Genomic DNA, 20,845 nt, shown 5'->3' with positions numbered 1-20,845 from the left:
TCTAAAATATATTAACTATTCATTATTAATAATTTTAAAAGAAAAACTTAACTTTGATAAAAAAGCGAAATGAACATTCAGACTTCTAAAATAGAGTTGGCAAAGATTGTTCTGGACATTGATAATCCAGATTTAATTCAGGAAATTGTTGATTTTATTCAATCGAGAGAAACTCTTTCTGAGGAACAAAAAAACAAGATTAATGAAGCCATTTATTCTTTAGATAATAATGAAGGTATTCAGCATGATGTTGTCATGGAAGAAACCAAAAATCGTTATTCTAAATATTTCAAATAGATGAATGTAATTTGGGCTCCGCAAGCTAAAAAAGACTTTTGGAATAATATTGATTACTTAGAAGCTGAATGGAGTGAAAAAATCGCTTTAAATTTCATTGAAAAAGTAAATTCTACAATTACGCTTTTAAAAAATGACAATGTTTTATTTATAAAAACAAACTTCAAAAGTGTTTATAAAATTGTCATTACAAAACACATTTCACTTTATTACCGAATCGAAAATAACAACTTAGAATTGCTTCGTTTTTGGAATAATTTTCAAAACCAGGAAAAATTCAAAATATAATTCTTCAATTTTAAACCGTATAATTAAAATGAGCATTTTACTTTCAAAATTTACAACCAAACATAATACAGCCCCTTTTTCTCAAATCAAAATCGAAGACTACATTCCCGCTTTTAAAGAAGGAATTGCTTTGGCTAAAGCCGAAATAGATGCTATCGTAAATAATACTGAAGCACCGACTTTTGAAAACACTGTTGTAGCAATGGATTTTTCGGGAGATATTTTAGATCGTCTTTCCAGTATTTTCTTCAATTTGAATTCTGCAGAAACAAATGATGAAATGCAGAAAATTGCGCAGGAGGTTTCGCCTTTGTTGTCTGAATTTGGAAATGACATTACATTAAACGCTGCTCTATTTGCTAAAATAAAAGCCGTTTACGAGCAAAAAGAAAATCTGAATCTAACTCCTGAACAAACTACACTTTTAGATAAAAAATATAAAAGCTTTTCCAGAAACGGAGCTAACTTACCTGAAGATAAAAAAGATAAATTACGTAAAATCGACAAAGAATTGTCAAAACTGAGTTTACAATTTGGAGAAAATGTTCTGGCAGAAACAAATGCATTTGAATTGAATTTGACTGACGAGAAAGATTTAGCAGGATTACCGGAGGGAACAATCGAAGCTGCAAAGTTATTGGCTAAAAGTCAGGAAAAAGACGGGTGGATTTTCACTTTAGATCATCCAAGTTACGTTCCGTTTTTGACGTATGCAGATAATCGTGAACTACGTAAAAAAATGGCGATTGCTTTTGGTGCAAAAGCTTTTCAGAATAATGAATTTGACAATCAGGAGAATGTACTTAAAATTGCTAAGTTACGTTTTGAAAGAGCCAATTTATTAGGTTATAAAACACATGCTCATTTTGTTCTGGAAGAAAGAATGGCGGAAAGTCCGGATAAAGTTTTTACTTTTCTGAATGATTTATTAGCAAAAGCGAAACCTGCAGCTCAAAAAGAATTTGCAGAACTTACTGCTTTCGCTAAAAAGTTAGACGGAATTGAACAATTAGAAAAATGGGACGGTGCTTATTATTCGGAGAAATTAAAACAACAGCTTTTTAATTTAGATGATGAGAAATTAAAACCTTATTTCCAGTTAGAGAAAGTACTAAACGGAGCTTTTACCATTGCTGGAAAACTATACGGATTAACCTTTACTGAAGTTTTTGACATTGACAAATACCACGAAGAAGTTACAACGTATGAAGTTACAGATGCTGACAATAATTTAGTTTCGATTTTCTATGCTGACTTTTTTCCTAGAAAAGGAAAAAGAAATGGTGCGTGGATGACGTCATTTAAATCGCAATATATAAAAGACGGTATCAACGAAAGACCGCATATTTCGAACGTTTGTAACTTTACAAAACCAACGGAAACAAAACCTTCGTTATTGACATTTAATGAAGTTACTACTTTATTTCATGAATTTGGTCACGGATTGCACGGTATGTTGGCTAATACTACTTACTCTAGTTTATCCGGGACTTCAGTATTTTGGGACTTTGTAGAATTACCTAGCCAAATTATGGAAAACTGGTGTTACGAGCCGGAAGCTTTGGCTTTGTTTGCGAATCATTATGAAACGGGAGAAATTATTCCGATAGAATATGTACAAAAAATAAAAGAAAGCGCAAGTTTTCAGGAAGGTCTGGCAACATTGCGTCAATTGAGTTTTGGATTATTAGATATGGCTTGGCACGGACAAGATCCAACTAACATTACCGACTTAAAAACTTTTGAAACAGCTCAATTTGCTAATACACAATTGTATCCTGATGTAAAAGAAAATGCCATGAGTACTGCTTTTTCACATATTTTTCAAGGCGGATATTCTTCTGGATATTACAGTTACAAATGGGCTGAAGTTTTAGATGCTGATGCTTTTGAATATTTTCACGAAAAAGGAATTTTTAATACTGAAGTTGCTTCAAAATTCAAAGAAAATGTACTTTCAAAAGGAGGAACAGAACACCCAATGACTTTATACAAACGTTTTAGAGGTCAGGAACCAAAACCGGAAGCTTTATTAAAAAGAGCGGGATTAGTTTAATATTAATATCTTTGTTAATTATTTAATATATTGAAAGATAAAAATTTATATATAATTTCGGGTTGTAATGGAGCTGGTAAAACTACAGCTTCATATACGATCCTACCTGAAATATTAGATTGCAAAGAATTTGTAAATGCCGATGAAATTGCAAAAGGATTATCTCCTTTTCAACCGGAAAAAGTAAGTTTTGAAGCAGGGAGAATAATGCTTAACAGAATTGATGAATTGTTACAAAAAGAAGTTGATTTCGCATTTGAAACAACTCTTTCAGCAAAAAGCTATGCCTCCATCGTAAAAAAAGCTCAAGATCAAGGTTATTTTGTAACACTAATTTTTTTCTGGCTAAACTCTGTTGAATTAGCTAAACAACGAGTAAAAATTAGGGTAAATGAAGGAGGACACAATATCCCTGAAGATGTAATTGAACGAAGATATATTCGAGGAATTAAAAATTTCTTTAAGATTTATCTTAACAAGTGTAATAATGTTATGTTATTCGATAATTCAAATAAATTACCAGTTCTTATTCTTGAAAAAGAGCTGAATGATAAAATACAAATTATTGATAGCGATCTATTTAATATAATAAACAATTTAAAAGATGACAAAAGATAAAATTAAAGAACTGCAACATAAAATTGTTGAAGGATTAAAAGTTTCTTCAAAAAAGATGATCGAAAGCAAAAAGAAAATAAATGGGAAAATTGTAATCTATGCTGACGGAAAAATCCAGACAATTAACGCAGTTGATATTAAAGACTAAATACCTAAATGAAAATTGAAAAAATATTTAAAAATAGCCTTTTACGTTATCGTTATTGTAGTAATAGCGATAATTGGTGTAAACTCCACTGTAAAAAATAGCACTAAAAAGCACATTTACTATTCGTTAAAAAAGTTTCCAAAAAATGATGTTGGAATTATATTTGGTGCTGGAATTAAAGGCAATGAACCCGGTAAATATCTAAAAGACAGATTAGATGCCGGTATCTTGTTATACAAATCGCACCGTATTAATAAAATTTTGTTATCCGGAGATAACGGTCGTGATGAATACGATGAACTTACGGTGATGAAAAACTACTGCGCCAGAAACGGAGTTGATACTACCAAAATATTTATCGATTATGCAGGTTTCGATACCTATTCAACAATGTATCGTGCTAAGCATATTTTTAATATCAAAAGAGCTACTTTAATAACGCAGGAATACCATTTAAACCGAGCCCTGTATATTGGACAAGAACTCGGAATCAAATCCGTTGGTTATTCTGCTAATAAAGGAGAATATCCGGGATACAAATACGTTAGGTTCAGAGAAGTTCTTTCTACTTTTAAATCCTTTCTTGATGTTTTCAGAAATCGTGAACCACGTTTTCTGGGAAATAAAATCAACATCAACGGAGAATCAAATTATTCTAAAGAAGACAAGCGATAAAAAAAACCTGCAAAGAAATTTTGCAGGTTTTTTTATGAATTTACTCAGGTTCTGACAATTATAGATATTAGTCGTGTTCTAAAACCTTCTTAGCCAATTTTCCAACGGTTAGCCCTTGTACTACAATTGAAAACAATACTACAATGTAAGTTACTTCAAGCAATAGGTTTTTATATTCTCCTTCCGGCATAGAAAGCACCAAGGCAATCGAAACTCCTCCTCGAATTCCTCCCCAAACCAGTACCATTAATGATCCTTTGTTATACGCCGATTTGATACCGAAAAACTTAAAGATATCAAAGAATTTCCATGGTAGAACGATTGAAGCAATTCTGGAAAACAATACTATAAAAATAGCGACAAGCCCTGTTAACAATTGTTTGTTCAAATCTGGTAATAACAATAACTCAAAACCGATAAATAAGAATAAAATAGCATTCAATATTTCATCAATAAGTTCCCAGAATTTCCCTAAATAATCTATTGTTACTTCACTCATAGCAACTTTTTTACCGTAATTCCCAATAATCAATCCGGCAACGACCATCGCTAGCGGACTTGAAACGTGTAAACTTTGTGCTATCAAGAATCCTCCCATTACAATAGAAAGTGTGATTAAAACAGAAACCTTGTAATCATCAATTTTCTTCATAACTCTAGATGCTGTATATCCCAGAGCAGCTCCTAACAGAAGCCCTCCTATTCCTTCTTTAGCAAACAGCCACGCGATAGAAGTAAAACTCATATCGAATGTTGGATCAGTTGCCATTTTTAGAACAACAGCAAACATAACTACCGCTACTCCATCATTAAACAATGATTCTCCAACAATTTTAGTTTCTATTCTTTTAGGAACTTTTGCCTGTTTTAAAACACCTAATACCACAATTGGATCTGTTGGAGAAATTAAGGTTCCAAAAACCAAACAGAATATATAAGGAATCTTAACTCCAAAAAATGGTGCTATGTAATAAAGTAAAACAGAAATTATTAAGGCTGATAATACTACACTAACGGTAGAATAAATCATAATAGGAACTTTTTGCTCTTTTAGATCCGACATATTTACGTGCAATGCACCTGCGAATAAAAGAAAGTTCAACATGGCTCCCATTAGGATTTCATTGAAGTCGAATTCTTTTATCAGATCAAAAAAATGTTTTGTGGTAGCAGGAAAATAAGAATCTCCCAATAAACGAATCCCTACCGAAACTAACATGGCAATAATCATGATTCCAATAGTTCCCGGAAGTTTTAAAAATCTTAAATTTAAATAGGCGAAGAAAGAGGCCAATACAATTAGTATTGAAAAAGTATAGTATAATTCCATAAAAAAGTGGGTTTTTACAAAAATATCCTTCCATTACGTAATACAAAATTTCTCTTCGTGAATTAACATAATTTTATAATTAATCCATGCTTTTTGAAATTTTAAAACATCTTTCCTCTATTAATTATTCCTTTTTTTGAAATAAAAATAGTTTTTAATCAAAATCGCAGAGTGACTTAAAACGAATAACGTTTTTTGGCGCCAAGATGGCAAATGTTTCATTGCATACCTAAACCATTTCTGAGACAATACTCCCATTAATTGCTTATCGTATTGGTCACTACTTTTGTTATATCGCTTTATAGTAATGGGAACTTGTACTTCTTTCCAAGTAGCAAAGCTCATTTTTGGTAAACGTTCTTCGACTTCCTGCACTTCGACACAGGCTTTGTTTAATAATGCTATGCGAGCGTCTTTGCCAATATTCTTTAAAACCTGATACCAAAAAACAATATCTTGATATAAGGAAACATTTGTTTCGTATCGAACCTTCTTTAAATACTTTTTTCTAATAACTACATTGCTGCCAAATCCCCTACTAAAATCAGATGAACTGATTGTGCGCAATGCATTTGGTATCAAAAACAATCCGTTTGATAGAAAAGTCAATTCATTTTTAAAAGATTTAATGTTTGGCAGATAATAGTTAGATGGCATTACCAATATGCCGAATACTAAAAAATCTATAGTATTATCTTCCATAAGCTCTCCAATCTCCCTTAAACTCGAAGGAGTATAAGAAGCATCTGCGTCTAAAAAACTAATAAGCTCTCCTGTAGCATGCTCTATACCAACATTTCTAGCATTTCCTGAACCCAAATTTTCGTCTAAAGCAATAATCTGAATATTGGTTTTAAGAAATTGCGGTGCAAAAAAGGACAATGCCTCTTTCAGGCAAACTAAACTTAAATCTGTACTACAGTCATCAACAACAATAATTTCTGATGGTTTCTTTTCCTGAAAAGCCAGTGATCGGATCGTATCATAAATATATGCTTCTTTATTGTATAAAGGAATTACAACGGTATGTTTCATATTTTTTAACTCTGATATTAAAAAAATTAATACCGTGTTTGGTACTAATCTAAAAACGGATTATCGGTCTAAGAGAAACAATACCATTCTTTTTTAGCAAACTTATCCTCTAAAAAATTAAAATTGATGTGAAATGTCACAAGCAGATTATTATAAGGTACAAAATAGTAAATTGCTGTTATGAAATTCTGCAACTACAAAAGAAGCTCAATCCCTTGTTTAGCAAAACAATACTAACATCTAAAATTTTAAAATCACATTTTTCGAATTAAACTTTCATTTATTTTTGAAAGTTTAAAAACTTTTACATACATTTGTCTCATGGAATTCAAAGAAGCAAAAAATAAATTTGTACAAACCTGGGGAGCTTTAGGTTCTCAATGGGGTATCAATAAAACTATGGCGCAAATCCATGCTTTATTGATGGTTTCAAATGAAGCTGTTTCTATGGAAGATATTATGGAGGAATTACAGATTTCGCGCGGTAATGCCAGCATGAACCTAAGAGCATTAATGGATTGGGGAATTGTTTACAAAGAATATAAAGCCGGAGAAAGAAGAGAGTTTTTTACAGCCGAAAAAGATTTAGACGAATTAGCTTCCAAAATATCAAGAGAAAGAAGCAAAAGAGAAATAAAACCAGCGCTTAAAATCTTAAAAGAAGTTTCTACCATTGAAGCAAAAGATTCTGCCGAAGAAAAACACTTTGTAGATCAAACGACTAAGTTGTATGATTTCGTTTTAAAAGCGGACAACATGTTAGACAAAATGACTGAATTTAATGAAAACTGGCTTGGAAAACTGGTTTTAAAAATAATGAAATAGAAGTAAAAAAATTTAATTAAAACTTTCATTTTTTTCTGAAAGTTTAAAAATATTAAAAACTATGAATCTCAATATCATTGGGTATTTAATCTACCTCAGCATTACGATTCTCATTATTCTAAGAGTTGGGAAAATCTGTTATAAAAACGGCAACATTTATATATCAGAATTAATTCCCAATCATAAAGATGTTTGTCACAAAATAAATCAGGTCTTATTAATGGCTTATTATCTACTCAATATTGGGTATTGTGCAATGACTTTAATTTCGTGGCAAAAAATAACATCTGCTGCTCAACTCATTGAAATGGTGAGTTTAAAAACCGCTGTCATCATTTTTATTATATCAGTATTGCATTATTTCGACATTATAATTATAACAAAATACATTCACAAATTAATTAAATAACAACTAAAATCAAATAAAATGGAAACTACAAAAATTTTAATCGGGTACGGAATCTATTTACCAGTAGCTTTGTTCTTAACGTATTACGTTTCTAAAACGCTTTTCAAAAACGGTAAAATTTTTATGCTCGATATCTTTAAAGGAAGAGAAGATATCGCAGAGGCAACCAATAAACTTTTTGAAACCGGATTTTATCTTTTAAATATTGGTTTTGCCCTAATGATTCTGGAATTGCAATTAAGCAAAGACAGTTATCAGGAATTAATCGAAAATCTAAGTTATAAAATTGGAGGTTTTTCTATTTATCTTGGTATCATGTTATTCTTCAACTTGTATTTTTTCTTTAGAGGAAAAAGAAAAGCCAAAGAAGCACAAAGAGAAGAAAGACTTGTATTTAAAGCTTAAAAACCAACCATTATAAAATTTACTACCATGAAAAAACTCATTATCGCAGCCGGAACAGGTTTTTTAGGACAGGTTCTTGTACGTCATTTTAAAGATCAATTTGAGGAAATTGTAATTTTGACCAGAGGTAAATCTCAAATCCACGAAGACATTAAATACGTACATTGGAATGCCAGAACTTTTTCTGGCTGGGAAAATGAATTAGAAAACGCAACAGTATTAATAAATCTCGCAGGAAAATCTGTAGATTGCAGGTATACAAAAGAAAATAAAAAAGAGATTCTGCTATCAAGGATTGAAAGTACCAAGGTTTTAAACAAAGCTATTTTAAATTGTCAAAATCCGCCAAAACATTGGCTGAATTCATCAACTGCAACTATTTATCGTTTTTCATTAGACAAACAAATGGATGAAATTGAGGGCGAAATCGGAAATGACTTTTCTATAAATGTGGCTTTGTCATGGGAAAAAGCTTTTTTTAAAACGGTAACGCCAAATACCTTAAAAACGGCTTTGAGAACGTCTATTGTATTAGGTAAAAATGGTGGTGCTTTTATTCCTTTAAAAACACTTGCAAAAATTGGATTTGGAGGAAAGCAAGGAAACGGAAATCAATTTATCAGCTGGATTCACGAAGAAGATTTTGCCAGCGCTGTTGATTTTATAATAAACAAAGAGCTTGACGGTGTGATTAATGTCGTTGCTCCGGAACCCGTTAGAAATGCAAATTTCATGCAAAAACTTAGAAATACTGTCGGTACTCCATTTGGAATTCCGTTAAACCAATTTTTTCTAGAAATTGGTTCATTTTTAATCCGAACAGAAACAGAATTGGTTTTAAAAAGCAGAAATGTAATTCCAAAACGCCTCGTAGAAAATGGCTTTACATTTAAATACGGAAATATTGATAGCGCTTTTCGAGCTTTATTAAAGTGAAAAAAATAAAAACATTGAGCTATGACCACAATTCATCTTACTACGAAAATAAATGCGCCTCTAAAAACTGTTTTTGATGTTTCACGAAATATCGATGTACATCAAAAGTCGGCAAGCTCATCCAAAGAAAAAGCAATTGCCGGTGTAACAACAGGATTAATCAATCTAAACGAAACCGTAACGTGGCGGGGAAAACATTTTGGTTTTTACTTAACCCACAAGAGCCGCATTACAGCAATGACCTTTTATGATTATTTTGTTGATGAAATGGAAGAAGGTATGTTTAAGTCTTTTAAACACAAACATTATTTTAAAGAAATAAACGGAGTTACTATCATGAGTGATATGCTACAATATGAAACTCCGTTTACTATTTTTGGAAAATTATTTGATGCACTTTTTTTGAAAAAACATCTTACCAATTTCCTTTTAGAAAGAAACAAGATTTTAGCAACAACTGCTGAAACTATTGATTCTTTTTAACAAACTGCTGAAACTGTTTTAGCTTTAATGCTTTTATCTCCTGAATACGTTTTTCTCTGGAGTCGACAACAGCATTTTTACCCGTTATTGGTTTTGGCTTGGTAAATTTTAAGTGATCTCCGAATATATGACTTAAGAACAACGGAGAATTTCCAGGTCTTGAACTATCAAAATTTGAAGCCTGATGACAATCAAAACAATTTACCAGATTAGTGTTATTAACGTTATGAATATCGCTCGTAAAAGTCTGCGTATAGGTTTCCATTGTAATATTGGCTAAATTAACAGAACCTCTTGCCAATGAATCCGGCAATGCACTGGAAATATCGCGCGTTACAATTGCTTTTATCTGATCTGGTCGGGAAAAACCATCAAAATCTAACCATACGGAACCGTTATAGAAATAATTTTTAAAAACATCTTTTAAGTTAGAAGCTACACATTTATTAATCTCTGTAATGTTATCAAAATTTGCAGGTTCTGCCTGACTTGTTTTCGTAAACGCTCCAGTATTCAAATCTTTTGGCACACCATATTCGTAAAGAATAAAGGCTTTATTAGGCAGAATAGGTGAAGCATTTGTTATGGTATCCCAACTAATTCCATTGATACCTGAAGTTGTTCCCTTTTCATACAACAACATCTCTTTTGCTGATGCTACAGAATTTTTCTTCTTGTCATAAATTGGTGCCATATCATTATGTTCAAAAGTCGCCCATATAAACTCAGGGTGATTTTTTACAATTCCAACCACGTGCATACCTAACAAGGCTACCGTTTTCTGTACATACGTTCCTTTTTTATTTACAACCGCTGCCTGAGTTACAAAATAATTAGCTTGTTGTTGTTTCGGAATAGCGTCAATACTAATCCAGGAAACTTTTAGTTCTAAGGCACCAACAGGGAAAGTCTCTGAATTAGAAACCGGCAATGTGCCATTATTAATTTGCAAAGCTGCTTTTATAGCTTTTTCCTTCAATAATTTATTGACGTGAATCGAATAAAACACAGTATCCGCGACGTTATTATATTTAGCATTTGAGATCAAAACACCACTGGAACCTGCCTGATTAATTGAACTTAAGGTTAATTTCAGACCTAACTGTGGCGCAACATCTTCTAATTGTTGAGTAACAACATCGAGTGAATCTAAAAAAAACGGATTACCTGTTGCTTGTGGCTTTGTTAACCATAAAAACTTTTGCCATGACCACTGATGAAAATCACAATTTGTCGTAGAGCTGGAATCAAAAGGGCTTCCATCGCCTTCTGCCGGAGCAGCCGTCTTTTCATGAGGAAACCAGCTCGTCTCGCACGCGCAAGGCTGAGTTCCTGTAGCAGAATACCCGGAAGCGAATCCGGTTTTTTCCAGTATTTGTTCTTTATTCAAAAAAAACAAAGTGATGGCTGCTACTAAAAAAACAACTAAAAATAGTATTATAAGGGGTTTACGTTTCATTTTTTTATTTTTTAGTGAATTTGATTTTGCTGTAAATGGGATACTACTTGAGAACAAATAGGGTAACAAAAAAGACCACCTTATCAGATGGCCTTTTAAAATAAAACTCTTTCGAGTCAGGAATGTCTATGCTGATTCATATTATTCCCGTATAAATTTCTAATTAGCAGTTTATACTAATTCTCCTTGTTTTACTGAAGCAACTGGTACGTTTTCAACACTGTGTCTCCAGTATGAAAAACCACCTATTCCATTCCACTCGTCATCAACTGAAAAGTGAGCATCAAAATCTGCGATGAAAGCACCAAGTGCAGGAGGTGGAAAAGACTGAACGTATTGTCCTTGCAAGCTAACTGCTTTTGTGTATTTTCCAAATCCTGTTGCATAGATTCTTCCTTTTACCTGAACAACAATATGACTATCAGGACCATTTACAGCCTGAGAAATTACTACCGTTCCTGATACTGAATTTTGTGATGGTACCACCACTAAACTAAATTTTGCAATTGGAGCACCTGGTGTTCCTACATTTCCGATTTTTCCTTCCGCTAAATAAGCACCGATTAATAATTCTGACATAACTTTTGTTTTTTAAGTTTCCTACTCATAAGGCTTTTCGGAACCGCCTCGTTTTTTTCAGTGGGGTCTGCTCCACTTGTTTGGTGGGGATGTTTCAATTGTTTTTGGTTTTAAACTTTTAAAACATTAATCGATAAAATCAACTTCAAAAAATTTTATTGTTTCATTTAATCTTACTCAAAACTATATCAGATGTATAGGGTTTTATAAAAAAATGTTACAAAACGGCGTTTCTTTGACATGAAGTAAGGTTAAAAATGACATTAAAAAACAGAGCACGTAGAAACACCTGCTTCAAAGAAAAAGCTAATCAAAAGGTATTTAAATGATTGGTTAGTTTAAGTTAAAATAGTGTATTAGGGAATGGTAACATTAAAAAGCTTCGGCGATTTATTTAAAATAATTTCTTACTTTTATAGATAGTATATCACTTAAAATTAAGCCCATGAATTTCAAAACTAAAATACTATCTCTCGCCTTTTTTGTTATTTCGTCTATTGGATTAGCTCAAAGCAATTGCACAACTTTAAAAGGATGTGAAAGAAAACTGTGCGAATTAAACATCAAATTAGATGCTGCTAAGAAAGCCGAAAATAAAAACCAGATAAAAGGTATTGAAGATGCTATTTCGCAAACCAAAAAAAACTGTACAACCAAAACAGTGAACAAAGATCTTGATCAGAAAGTCAACGAAAAACAGCAAAAAGTCAACGAAAGAACAGCTGATCTGAACAAAGCAATTAAAGAAAATGAAGGGAAAGAAAAAATTGCCAAAAAGAGAAAGAAACTTGATGAAGCAAAAGCAGAATTAAATAAAGCACTGGCAGAGCAAAAATCGAAGTAATCGTTTTTTGAAAATAAAAAGGCTATAATAACAATTCCGATAGTAAATGCTATCGGATTTTTTATTTCTGAAATTTAGAATTAAAGAAAAGCAATCATCAGCCACCAAAAAATAGGCACACTTTCGACCCAAAAAGAAGTATAGTAGCGAGAGCGTTTTTGATTGGCAAAAAAGATGAAGAACAGTAGCATGATCACCATTATAAGATTAATAATAGCATCGTGATAATTGAAGGATGAAATAAAAACTTCTAAAAACCAAAACGGAATCAATAATAAAAATCCCAGAAGCTTTGTTTTTTTTACTCCAATCGTTTGTGGTACCGTTTTTAAGTGCGGATCATCATTGGCTAAGTCTAAGATTTCGAAAACTAAAATCAGTACAAAAACCAAAACAAAACGCTGAATACATTTTATAAAAAAATCACTGGTAAAGGGAATTTCAGCATTTATAAGTGGTAAAACAAGTGTTGCTCCTACCCAGCAAAGTGCTACAATATAGATTTTTACACCAGCCCAATTGCGGGCATTCTTTCTATTAGGAAAAAACGGAAGTGTATAAAGTGCGGTTATGGCAAATATTCCAACCGAAACAATTTGAGTAATTCGCTTTAAGTGAAAAAAATAATAGCCTACTAACAGCAGCGAAATCAAACTTAAAAAAGCAATAATTTTAAGCTGGGTTCCCACCGGTTTTTTATTAACCCGAACCAAGGCGTCATATTTTACGAAATTATATCCTACAATTGTTCCAAAAAAAACAAACATCGCCATTGCCTCATCATCCTGAATATGAAACACATGAAACGTAATTCGCACTAGCGCATAACAAGATAAAGCCACATGAATACTGCTATTCAGATAAAAATCAAATATGTGCTTAAAAAGTTTCATGTTTCAAATCTAATCAATTATTAACAAATCAAGACTTTGATTATAAATTTCATAAAAATTGAAGTTAAAAATACCTATTAAATTATTAATAATACTTAATTTTGCGCCACAAAAAAACAACACTTTTACAACTATATGAAAACAGATGCTTTTGCTTTAAGACACATTGGTCCAAGAGAAACAGATCTTCAACACATGTTACAAACCATTGGGGTTGAATCGATCGAACAACTTGTATACGAAACCCTTCCAGATGACATTCGTTTAAAAGCACCTTTGAATTTAGATCCTGCAATGACGGAATACGAATTTGCAAATCATATTCAGGAATTAGGAAAGAAAAATAAAGTATTCAAATCTTATATTGGTTTGGGTTATCATCCAACTATTGTTCCTGCACCAATTCAAAGAAATATCTTCGAAAATCCAGGATGGTATACTGCTTATACACCGTATCAGGCAGAAATTGCTCAAGGTCGTCTTGAAGCAATTCTAAATTTCCAGACTACTGTAATCGAATTAACAGGAATGGAAATTGCAAACGCTTCTTTACTTGATGAAGGAACTGCTGCTGCAGAAGCTATGGCTTTGTTATTTGACGTTCGTACTCGTGATCAAAAGAAAAACAATACAAACAAATTCTTCGTTTCTGAAGAAATTTTACCGCAAACTTTATCAGTACTTCAAACACGTTCGACTCCTATCGGGATTGAATTAGTTGTTGGTAACCATGAAAACTTTGATTTTTCGAATGAGTTCTTCGGAGCCATTTTACAATATCCAGGGAAATACGGTCAGGTAAACGATTATAGTGCTTTTGTTGCTAAAGCAAAAGAAAACGAAATCAAAGTTGCCTTTGCTGCTGATATTCTATCGTTAGCTGCTTTAACTTCTCCAGGAGAAATGGGAGCTGCAGTAGTGGTTGGAACTTCACAACGTTTTGGTGTACCAATGGGTTACGGTGGTCCTCACGCTGCTTTTTTCGCTACGAAAGACGAATACAAACGATCTATGCCAGGTCGTATTATTGGGGTTTCTATTGATGTAAATGGAAATCGTGCTTTACGTATGGCGTTAGGAACTCGTGAGCAACACATTAAACGTGAAAAAGCAACTTCAAATATTTGTACCGCTCAGGTTTTACTTGCGGTTATGGCAGGAATGTATGCAGTTTATCACGGACCAAAAGGATTAAAATATATTGCAAACAAAGTTCACGCATCTGCGGTTACTACTGCTGAAGCTTTAAATAAATTAGGCGTTTTTCAAACTAATACAGCTTACTTTGATACTATTCTGGTAAAAGCAGATGCTCAAAAAGTAAAAGCTGTAGCAGAGAAAAACGAAGTTAACTTCTTTTATGTTGATGCTGATACGATTTCTATTTCGTTAAACGAAACAACTTCAATTGCTGACATCAACCAAATTATTGCCATTTTTGCTGAAGCATTAGGAAAAGAAACTTTCACAGTTACTGAATTAGCTGCTACAAGTCAGTTACCTGCTTCATTAGAAAGAACATCTTCTTTCTTAACACATGATGTATTCAACAATCATCATTCAGAAAGTCAGATCATGCGTTATATCAAAAAATTAGAGCGTAAAGATTTATCATTGAATCATTCAATGATTTCATTAGGTTCTTGTACGATGAAATTAAACGCAGCTTCAGAAATGTTGCCTTTATCAATGCCGAACTGGAACAGCATTCACCCTTTTGCACCAGTAGAACAAGCAGAAGGTTACATCACAATGCTTAAAAAATTAGAGCAGCAATTAAATGTAATTACCGGATTTGCCGGAACTACATTACAGCCTAACTCAGGAGCTCAGGGAGAATATGCAGGTTTAATGGCTATCCGCGCTTACCATTTATCAAGAAATGAAAGTCACCGTAATGTATGTTTAATTCCTTCATCAGCACACGGAACAAATCCTGCTTCTGCAGCAATGGCCGGAATGAAAATCATCGTTACTAAAACAACTCCAGAAGGAAACATTGACGTAGAAGATTTAAGAGAAAAAGCAATTGAACATAAAGATGATTTATCTTGTTTAATGGTAACGTATCCATCTACTCATGGAGTTTTCGAATCTTCGATTATCGAAATCACTAAACTAATCCACGACAATGGCGGATTAGTATATATGGATGGTGCAAATATGAACGCGCAAGTTGGATTAACAAATCCTGCTACAATTGGCGCTGACGTTTGTCACTTAAACTTACACAAAACATTCGCTATTCCTCACGGTGGTGGTGGACCTGGTGTTGGGCCAATTTGTGTAAACGAAAAATTAGTTCCGTTTTTACCAACAAACCCAATCTTAAAAGTAGGTGGTGAACAAGCTATTACAGCTATTTCATCTGCTCCTTACGGATCAGCTTTAGTATGTTTAATTTCTTACGGTTACATCACAATGATGGGTGCCGAAGGATTAAAAAGTGCTACAGAACATGCTATTTTGAATGCGAACTATATGAAATCCCGTTTCGAAGGACACTACCCAATTCTTTATACCGGAGAATGCGGAAGAGCGGCTCACGAAATGATTTTAGATTGCCGTGCATTTAAAGAAAACGGAATTGAAGTTGGAGATATCGCAAAACGTTTGATGGATTATGGTTTCCACGCTCCTACAGTTTCTTTCCCTGTAGCAGGAACTTTAATGATTGAACCAACTGAATCTGAAGATTTAGCAGAGTTAGATCGTTTTTGTGATGCCCTTATTTCTATCAGAAAAGAAATTGAAGTTGCAACAGCCGATAATAAAAACAATGTATTAAAAAATGCACCTCACACATTGGCAATGTTAACTACAGACAATTGGGATTTCCCTTATTCAAGAGAAAAAGCGGCTTACCCATTAGAATATATCGCCGAGAATAAATTCTGGCCATCAGTTCGTCGTGTAGATGACGCTTATGGTGACAGAAACTTAATCTGTAGCTGTGCTCCTATTGAAGCATATATGGAAAACTAAAAAACAAGTTTTTCTTACATAAAACCCAAAACCCGACACGTTTTTTAAACCTGTCGGGTTTTTTATTTTACTATTTTTTGCTTTAAATTTAACATTTAAGGCTCTTGTACAACCTGAAACCTGATACTTTAAACAAAAAAAACTCTCAATAGTCTTTTAGCTCAAACGTTTGAAATCTCGGTTAAACTTAAATTTCATTAAAAAATAAACAATATATTCCGGAAATAATTATTATTTCATAATTATATGCACGCATACTATTTTTTATGATAGTTATCATAATTTTATTTATAATTTAGCAATAAATTTACCGGATAATTAAGGAATAATGAAAATAAAAATAATAGGCATAGGAAGTTACATTCCAAACAAAGAAGTAAAAAATACTGACTTTGACAAACATGTTTTTTTAAATGAAGATGGAACACCTTTTGGCTATCCAAATGAAGTGGTAATAAAAAAGTTCAAAGGTATTACCGGAATAGAAAATCGCCGTTATGCTGAAGACCAGCATACTTCATCAGATTTAGCATTTTTTGCTGCTGAAAGAGCACTTGAAAACGCTAACATCGATCGTGAAACATTAGACTACATCATATTTGCGCATAACTTTGGAGACGTAAAATCAGGAACCAATCAATCTGATATCTTACCAAGTTTAGCAACACGTGTTAAAAACAAATTGGGCATCAAAAACCCTAAATGTGTGGCATACGATATTCTTTTTGGCTGTCCGGGCTGGATCGAAGGCGTTTTGCAAGCCAATGCTTTTATAAAATCTGGCATGGCAAACAGAGTTCTGGTTATTGGAGCCGAAACCCTTTCGAGAGTTGTTGATGATCATGATCGTGACTCAATGATTTATTCTGACGGTGCAGGAGCTTCGATTTTAGAAGCATCCAATGACGAAGCAGGATTATTATCGTATGAAAGTGCAACATTCGCGAACGACGAAGCAAACTTTTTATACTTCGGAAAATCATACAATCCAGACCTTGATCCAGACATTAAGTACATAAAAATGTACGGTCGCAAGATTTACGAATTTGCCTTAAGTCAGGTTCCACTTGCTATGAAAAACTGCCTTGATAAAAGTGGAATCGGAATCGATGAGGTAAAAAAGATTCTTATTCATCAGGCAAACGAAAAAATGGATGAAGCCATTATTGCACGTTTTTATAAACTGTACGATAAAACATCTCCAGAAAACATTATGCCAATGAGTATTCACGATTTAGGAAACAGCAGCGTAGCAACTGTACCAACTCTTTTTGACCTTTTAATTCAGGGGAAACTGGAAAATCACGAAATCAATAAAGGCGATGTCGTTATTTTTGCTTCAGTTGGAGCAGGAATGAACGTAAATGCCTTCGTTTACAGATATTAAAAGCTAATCCAGCTATACACTACAAGTCCACATTTAAAAAATGTGTTTTTAGTACACCTTAAAAAGAGCTTCTTTCAGTCGCTTTTTTAAGCTTACAAAAACTACATTTTTTAAATCGTGGGCTTTTCATTTCTATCTGGGCTAAAAAACATAAAAAAAGAAGATATCTTTGTATCTTTGCGCCTTTGCCGTTAAAAAATATAAAATGTACGAGAAAACGTTTCCGAATAAAAGATTCAAACATACTTTAGAATTTTTACAAAAACATATCAAGACGTCAGAGTCTATCTTAGATTTAGGAGTTGAAAATCCGTTTTCAAAAATCATGAAAGAAGCTGGATACACTGTAAAAAACACCACTGGTGAAGATTTAGATCTTGATCAGAATGTTTTTAAAAGCGACAAGCAAGATGTAGTTACAGCATTAGAAATTTTTGAGCACCTTTTAAATCCGTTTACGATTTTAAACGAAATCAAATCAGACAAACTTATTATTTCTATTCCTTTGCGTTTATGGTTTTCTCCGGCATACCGTTCTAAAACGGATATGTGGGACAGACATTACCACGAATTCGAAGATTGGCAATTGGACTGGCTGTTAGAAAAAACAGGATGGAAAATTATTGACAGACAAAAATGGACTAATCCCGTAAAAAAATTCGGTATCCGACCTTTACTGCGCAGTTTTACAAACAGATATTATATCGTATACGCAGAGAAAATCTAAGATCTAACTTTTTTTTACATGAAATATTATATTGTTATTCCCGCGCACAACGAACAGGATTTTATTGGTTTGACACTCGAATCTCTAATTTCGCAAACTGTTTTACCTTCAAAAGTTGTTGTTGTAAATGATAATTCGACGGATAAAACTGAAGAAATTGTTTTAAATTTTGCAAAGGAAAATCCGTTTATTTCAATAGTAAACAAAACTTCAGATGCGATACACATGCCTGGAAGCAAAGTAATACAAGCTTTCCATAAAGGTTTCGAAACACTGGATTCTGAATATGATATCATTGTAAAATTAGACGGCGATTTAATTTTACCTTCCAATTATTTTGAACGCATTCTCGAAATTTTCAAAAGCGATTCCACAATCGGAATGGCTGGTGGATTTGCGTATGTCGAAAAAAACGGCGAATGGATTCTGGAAAACCTAACCGATAAAGATCATATTCGCGGCGCTTTTAAAGCATACCGAAAAGAATGCTTTCTGCAAATAGGAAACTTAAAACCGGCAATGGGCTGGGATACTGTCGATGAATTACTTTCTAAATTTTACAATTGGAAAGTCGTTACAGATCAGTCTTTAATCGTAAAACACTTAAAACCAACCGGAGCCAACTACAACAAGACGGCTCGCTATAAACAAGGCGAATCTTTTTATACCTTAGGTTATGGTCTCTTTATTACCACAATAGCAGCTGCTAAACTGGCCATGATGAAGAAAAAACCATTACTATTTTTTGATTATATTAGAGGTTTTTGGAAAGCAAAAAAAGCCAAAACACCTTTATTAGTTACCCCCGAACAAGCTAAATTCATCAGAAGTTATCGTTTTAAAAAAATGAAGCAAAAGTTAATTTGATTAGCAAAATTGCCGATTATCCTTAACTCGTAACCCAAAACTCGTAACTTCTTTTTACCTTAGCCAATATTTGTAAACTTATGATGCTAATTCGTTACATATCTCAAATAGGAAGATATTTTTTAATGCTGAAAGAAATTTTTAACAAACAGACCAAATGGCCTGTGATGAAAAATTTAATTTTCAAAGAAATCGACGATCTAATTATTGACTCACTCGGAATTGTATGTTTTATCTCTTTCTTCGTTGGAGGAGTTGTAGCAATTCAAACCGCTTTGAACTTAACTAATCCTTTAATTCCAAAATATTTAATTGGTTTTGCTACGCGTCAATCTGTAATTCTGGAGTTTGCTCCAACCTTTATTTCTGTTATTATGGCAGGAAAAATGGGTTCTTTTATTACATCAAGTATTGGAACAATGCGTGTTACAGAACAAATTGATGCCTTGGAAGTAATGGGTGTAAACTCAGTAAACTACCTGGTTTTTCCAAAAATCATTGCTTTACTATTGTATCCTTTTGTTATTGGAATCAGTATGTTTTTAGGAATTTTTGGAGGCTGGCTTGCAGGTGTATACGGAGGTTTCACTACAAGTGCCGCTTTTATAGATGGTGCTCAAATGGAGTTTATTCCGTTTCACATTGTATATGCTTTCATTAAAACTTTAATCTTCGCAATGTTATTGGCAACAATTCCTTCATTTCATGGTTATTATATGAAAGGTGGAGCACTTGAAGTAGGAAAAGCAAGTACCGTAGCGTTTGTTTGGACATCGGTTTCGATCATTCTTTTTAATTATATACTAACACAATTGTTACTAGGATCATGATAGAAGTAAAAAATTTAGAAAAATCATTTGGAGATAGTAAAGTTCTAAAAGGAGTTTCGACAGTTTTTGAAACTGGAAAAACCAACTTAATTATTGGACAAAGTGGATCAGGAAAAACGGTTTTATTAAAAAGTTTATTAGGTATACACACACCTGATGTTGGAACTATCGAGTTTGACGGACGTGTATATTCTGATCTTGAACCGGATGAAAAAAGAGAATTACGAACTGAAATTGGAATGGTTTTTCAAGGAAGTGCTTTGTTTGACTCCATGACTGTGGCAGAAAACGTCGCTTTTCCGTTAAAAATGTTTACCAACGACAATAAAGCTAAAATTCAGGAACGTGTTGATTTTGTTTTAGAACGTGTAAACTTAGTCGATGCTCATAAAAAATTACCTTCGGAGATTTCAGGAGGAATGCAAAAACGTGTTGCTATCGCACGCGCCATTGTAAACAATCCAAAATATTTGTTTTGTGATGAGCCAAACTCTGGATTAGACCCGAATACCTCAACTCTTATCGATAATCTAATTAAAGAAATCACAGAAGAGTACAATATTACAACTGTAATAAACACGCACGATATGAACTCCGTAATGGAGATTGGAGAGAACATCGTATTCCTTAAAAAAGGATTAAAAGCGTGGCAGGGAACCAAAGAAGAAATTTTCAGAACCGATAATGAAGCTATCGTAAAATTTGTTTACTCTTCGAATTTATTCAAAAAAGTAAGAGAAGCGTATCTAAAAGGATAATTGCTTTACTC

The 20,845-nt window shown here is 33.1% G+C and carries 23 protein-coding genes; 18 read left to right on the top strand and 5 right to left on the bottom strand.

The genetic code is table 11. The features are described 5' to 3' along the window. Positions 1–69 precede the first annotated feature (69 nt). The 6 genes from B0A66_RS10070 to B0A66_RS10050 are packed head-to-tail and all read left to right on the top strand — an operon-like array spanning position 70 to position 4,082. Entirely contained in the window at positions 70–297 is a 228-nt protein-coding gene (locus B0A66_RS10070) for a hypothetical protein (RefSeq protein WP_089049735.1), read from the top strand. Then, positions 298–585 (top strand): type II toxin-antitoxin system RelE/ParE family toxin, encoded by a 288-nt coding sequence (locus tag B0A66_RS10065; RefSeq protein WP_089049734.1) that lies wholly within the window; start codon positions 298–300, stop codon positions 583–585. It abuts the gene before it with no gap. Between the two features lie 28 nt (positions 586–613). Beyond that, on the top strand, positions 614–2,641 hold the full coding sequence (locus tag B0A66_RS10060; RefSeq protein WP_089049733.1) for a M3 family metallopeptidase: 2,028 nt from the start codon (positions 614–616) through the stop codon (positions 2,639–2,641). A gap of 30 nt (positions 2,642–2,671) precedes the next feature. Beyond that, positions 2,672–3,259 (top strand): zeta toxin family protein, encoded by a 588-nt coding sequence (locus B0A66_RS10055; RefSeq protein WP_089049732.1) that lies wholly within the window; start codon positions 2,672–2,674, stop codon positions 3,257–3,259. Further along, entirely contained in the window at positions 3,246–3,407 is a 162-nt protein-coding gene (locus B0A66_RS22840; protein ID WP_165766601.1) for a hypothetical protein, read from the top strand. The genes B0A66_RS10055 and B0A66_RS22840 overlap by 14 nt, the downstream gene beginning before the upstream one ends. Before the next feature lie 15 nt (positions 3,408–3,422). Further along, on the top strand, positions 3,423–4,082 hold the full coding sequence (locus tag B0A66_RS10050) for a SanA/YdcF family protein (protein WP_089049731.1): 660 nt from the start codon (positions 3,423–3,425) through the stop codon (positions 4,080–4,082). Between the two features lie 67 nt (positions 4,083–4,149). On the opposite strand, the gene B0A66_RS10045 is transcribed toward B0A66_RS10050, so the two are convergent. Both B0A66_RS10045 and B0A66_RS10040 read right to left on the bottom strand, forming a co-directional pair. Next, the gene (locus B0A66_RS10045) at positions 4,150–5,412 is read right to left on the bottom strand and encodes a cation:proton antiporter (RefSeq protein ID WP_089049730.1); all 1,263 of its coding nucleotides are present in this window, start codon (positions 5,410–5,412) and stop codon (positions 4,150–4,152) included. 120 nt (positions 5,413–5,532) lie between these two features. Further along, entirely contained in the window at positions 5,533–6,447 is a 915-nt protein-coding gene (locus B0A66_RS10040) for a glycosyltransferase family 2 protein (protein WP_089049729.1), read from the bottom strand. A gap of 321 nt (positions 6,448–6,768) precedes the next feature. Between B0A66_RS10040 and B0A66_RS10035 the strand changes: the two genes are divergently transcribed. The 5 genes from B0A66_RS10035 (at position 6,769) to B0A66_RS10015 (ending at position 9,505) form a co-directional block, all read left to right on the top strand. Continuing rightward, positions 6,769–7,272, top strand: a complete 504-nt coding sequence (locus B0A66_RS10035) for a GbsR/MarR family transcriptional regulator (RefSeq protein WP_089049728.1) — start codon at positions 6,769–6,771, stop codon at positions 7,270–7,272. A 61-nt stretch (positions 7,273–7,333) separates the two neighbouring features. Next, the gene (locus B0A66_RS10030; protein WP_089049727.1) at positions 7,334–7,681 is read left to right on the top strand and encodes a hypothetical protein; all 348 of its coding nucleotides are present in this window, start codon (positions 7,334–7,336) and stop codon (positions 7,679–7,681) included. Positions 7,682–7,699: 18 nt separating this feature from the next. Beyond that, positions 7,700–8,086 carry a hypothetical protein gene (locus B0A66_RS10025; RefSeq protein WP_089049726.1) on the top strand — a complete coding sequence of 129 codons (387 nt, stop codon included), beginning with the start codon at positions 7,700–7,702 and terminating at the stop codon, positions 8,084–8,086. Between the two features lie 27 nt (positions 8,087–8,113). Further along, positions 8,114–9,022, top strand: coding sequence for a TIGR01777 family oxidoreductase (locus B0A66_RS10020; protein ID WP_089049725.1), 909 nt, complete (start codon positions 8,114–8,116; stop codon positions 9,020–9,022). 21 nt (positions 9,023–9,043) lie between these two features. Next, positions 9,044–9,505 carry an SRPBCC family protein gene (locus B0A66_RS10015; RefSeq protein WP_089049724.1) on the top strand — a complete coding sequence of 154 codons (462 nt, stop codon included), beginning with the start codon at positions 9,044–9,046 and terminating at the stop codon, positions 9,503–9,505. Here the strand turns inward: B0A66_RS10015 and B0A66_RS10010 are convergent. Together B0A66_RS10010 and B0A66_RS10005 are read right to left on the bottom strand one after the other, a co-directional pair. Continuing rightward, positions 9,489–10,964, bottom strand: a complete 1,476-nt coding sequence (locus B0A66_RS10010; RefSeq protein ID WP_089049723.1) for a hypothetical protein — start codon at positions 10,962–10,964, stop codon at positions 9,489–9,491. The genes B0A66_RS10015 and B0A66_RS10010 overlap by 17 nt on opposite strands. Before the next feature lie 171 nt (positions 10,965–11,135). Then, positions 11,136–11,543, bottom strand: a complete 408-nt coding sequence (locus B0A66_RS10005; protein WP_089049722.1) for a DUF1842 domain-containing protein — start codon at positions 11,541–11,543, stop codon at positions 11,136–11,138. A 445-nt stretch (positions 11,544–11,988) separates the two neighbouring features. On the opposite strand from B0A66_RS10005, the gene B0A66_RS10000 reads away from it, so the two are divergent. Continuing rightward, positions 11,989–12,387, top strand: a complete 399-nt coding sequence (locus tag B0A66_RS10000; RefSeq protein WP_089049721.1) for a DUF1090 family protein — start codon at positions 11,989–11,991, stop codon at positions 12,385–12,387. Positions 12,388–12,467: 80 nt separating this feature from the next. On the opposite strand, the gene B0A66_RS09995 is transcribed toward B0A66_RS10000, so the two are convergent. Continuing rightward, positions 12,468–13,280 carry a UbiA prenyltransferase family protein gene (locus tag B0A66_RS09995; protein WP_089049720.1) on the bottom strand — a complete coding sequence of 271 codons (813 nt, stop codon included), beginning with the start codon at positions 13,278–13,280 and terminating at the stop codon, positions 12,468–12,470. Positions 13,281–13,415: 135 nt separating this feature from the next. Here B0A66_RS09995 and gcvP point away from each other — a divergent pair, with 135 nt between their 5' ends. From gcvP to B0A66_RS09965, 6 genes are all read left to right on the top strand, one after another. After that, entirely contained in the window at positions 13,416–16,265 is a 2,850-nt protein-coding gene (gcvP, locus tag B0A66_RS09990) for an aminomethyl-transferring glycine dehydrogenase (protein WP_089049719.1), read from the top strand. A 328-nt stretch (positions 16,266–16,593) separates the two neighbouring features. Next, positions 16,594–17,652, top strand: coding sequence for a 3-oxoacyl-ACP synthase III family protein (locus tag B0A66_RS09985; protein WP_089049718.1), 1,059 nt, complete (start codon positions 16,594–16,596; stop codon positions 17,650–17,652). A 205-nt stretch (positions 17,653–17,857) separates the two neighbouring features. Continuing rightward, positions 17,858–18,379, top strand: a complete 522-nt coding sequence (locus B0A66_RS09980; protein WP_089049717.1) for a methyltransferase domain-containing protein — start codon at positions 17,858–17,860, stop codon at positions 18,377–18,379. A gap of 18 nt (positions 18,380–18,397) precedes the next feature. After that, a complete protein-coding gene (locus tag B0A66_RS09975) occupies positions 18,398–19,246 on the top strand; it encodes a glycosyltransferase family 2 protein (protein ID WP_089049716.1) in 849 nt (282 codons plus the stop codon). Positions 19,247–19,326: 80 nt separating this feature from the next. Then, positions 19,327–20,076, top strand: a complete 750-nt coding sequence (locus B0A66_RS09970; RefSeq protein WP_089049715.1) for an MlaE family ABC transporter permease — start codon at positions 19,327–19,329, stop codon at positions 20,074–20,076. Further along, a complete protein-coding gene (locus B0A66_RS09965; RefSeq protein ID WP_089049714.1) occupies positions 20,073–20,834 on the top strand; it encodes an ABC transporter ATP-binding protein in 762 nt (253 codons plus the stop codon). Before B0A66_RS09970 ends, B0A66_RS09965 begins: the two co-directional genes overlap by 4 nt. Positions 20,835–20,845 lie beyond the last annotated feature (11 nt).

The organism is Flavobacterium hercynium (assembly GCF_002217285.1).
GTDB lineage: Bacteria > Bacteroidota > Bacteroidia > Flavobacteriales > Flavobacteriaceae > Flavobacterium > Flavobacterium hercynium.
This window is presented reverse-complemented; position numbering and strand designations above follow the sequence as displayed.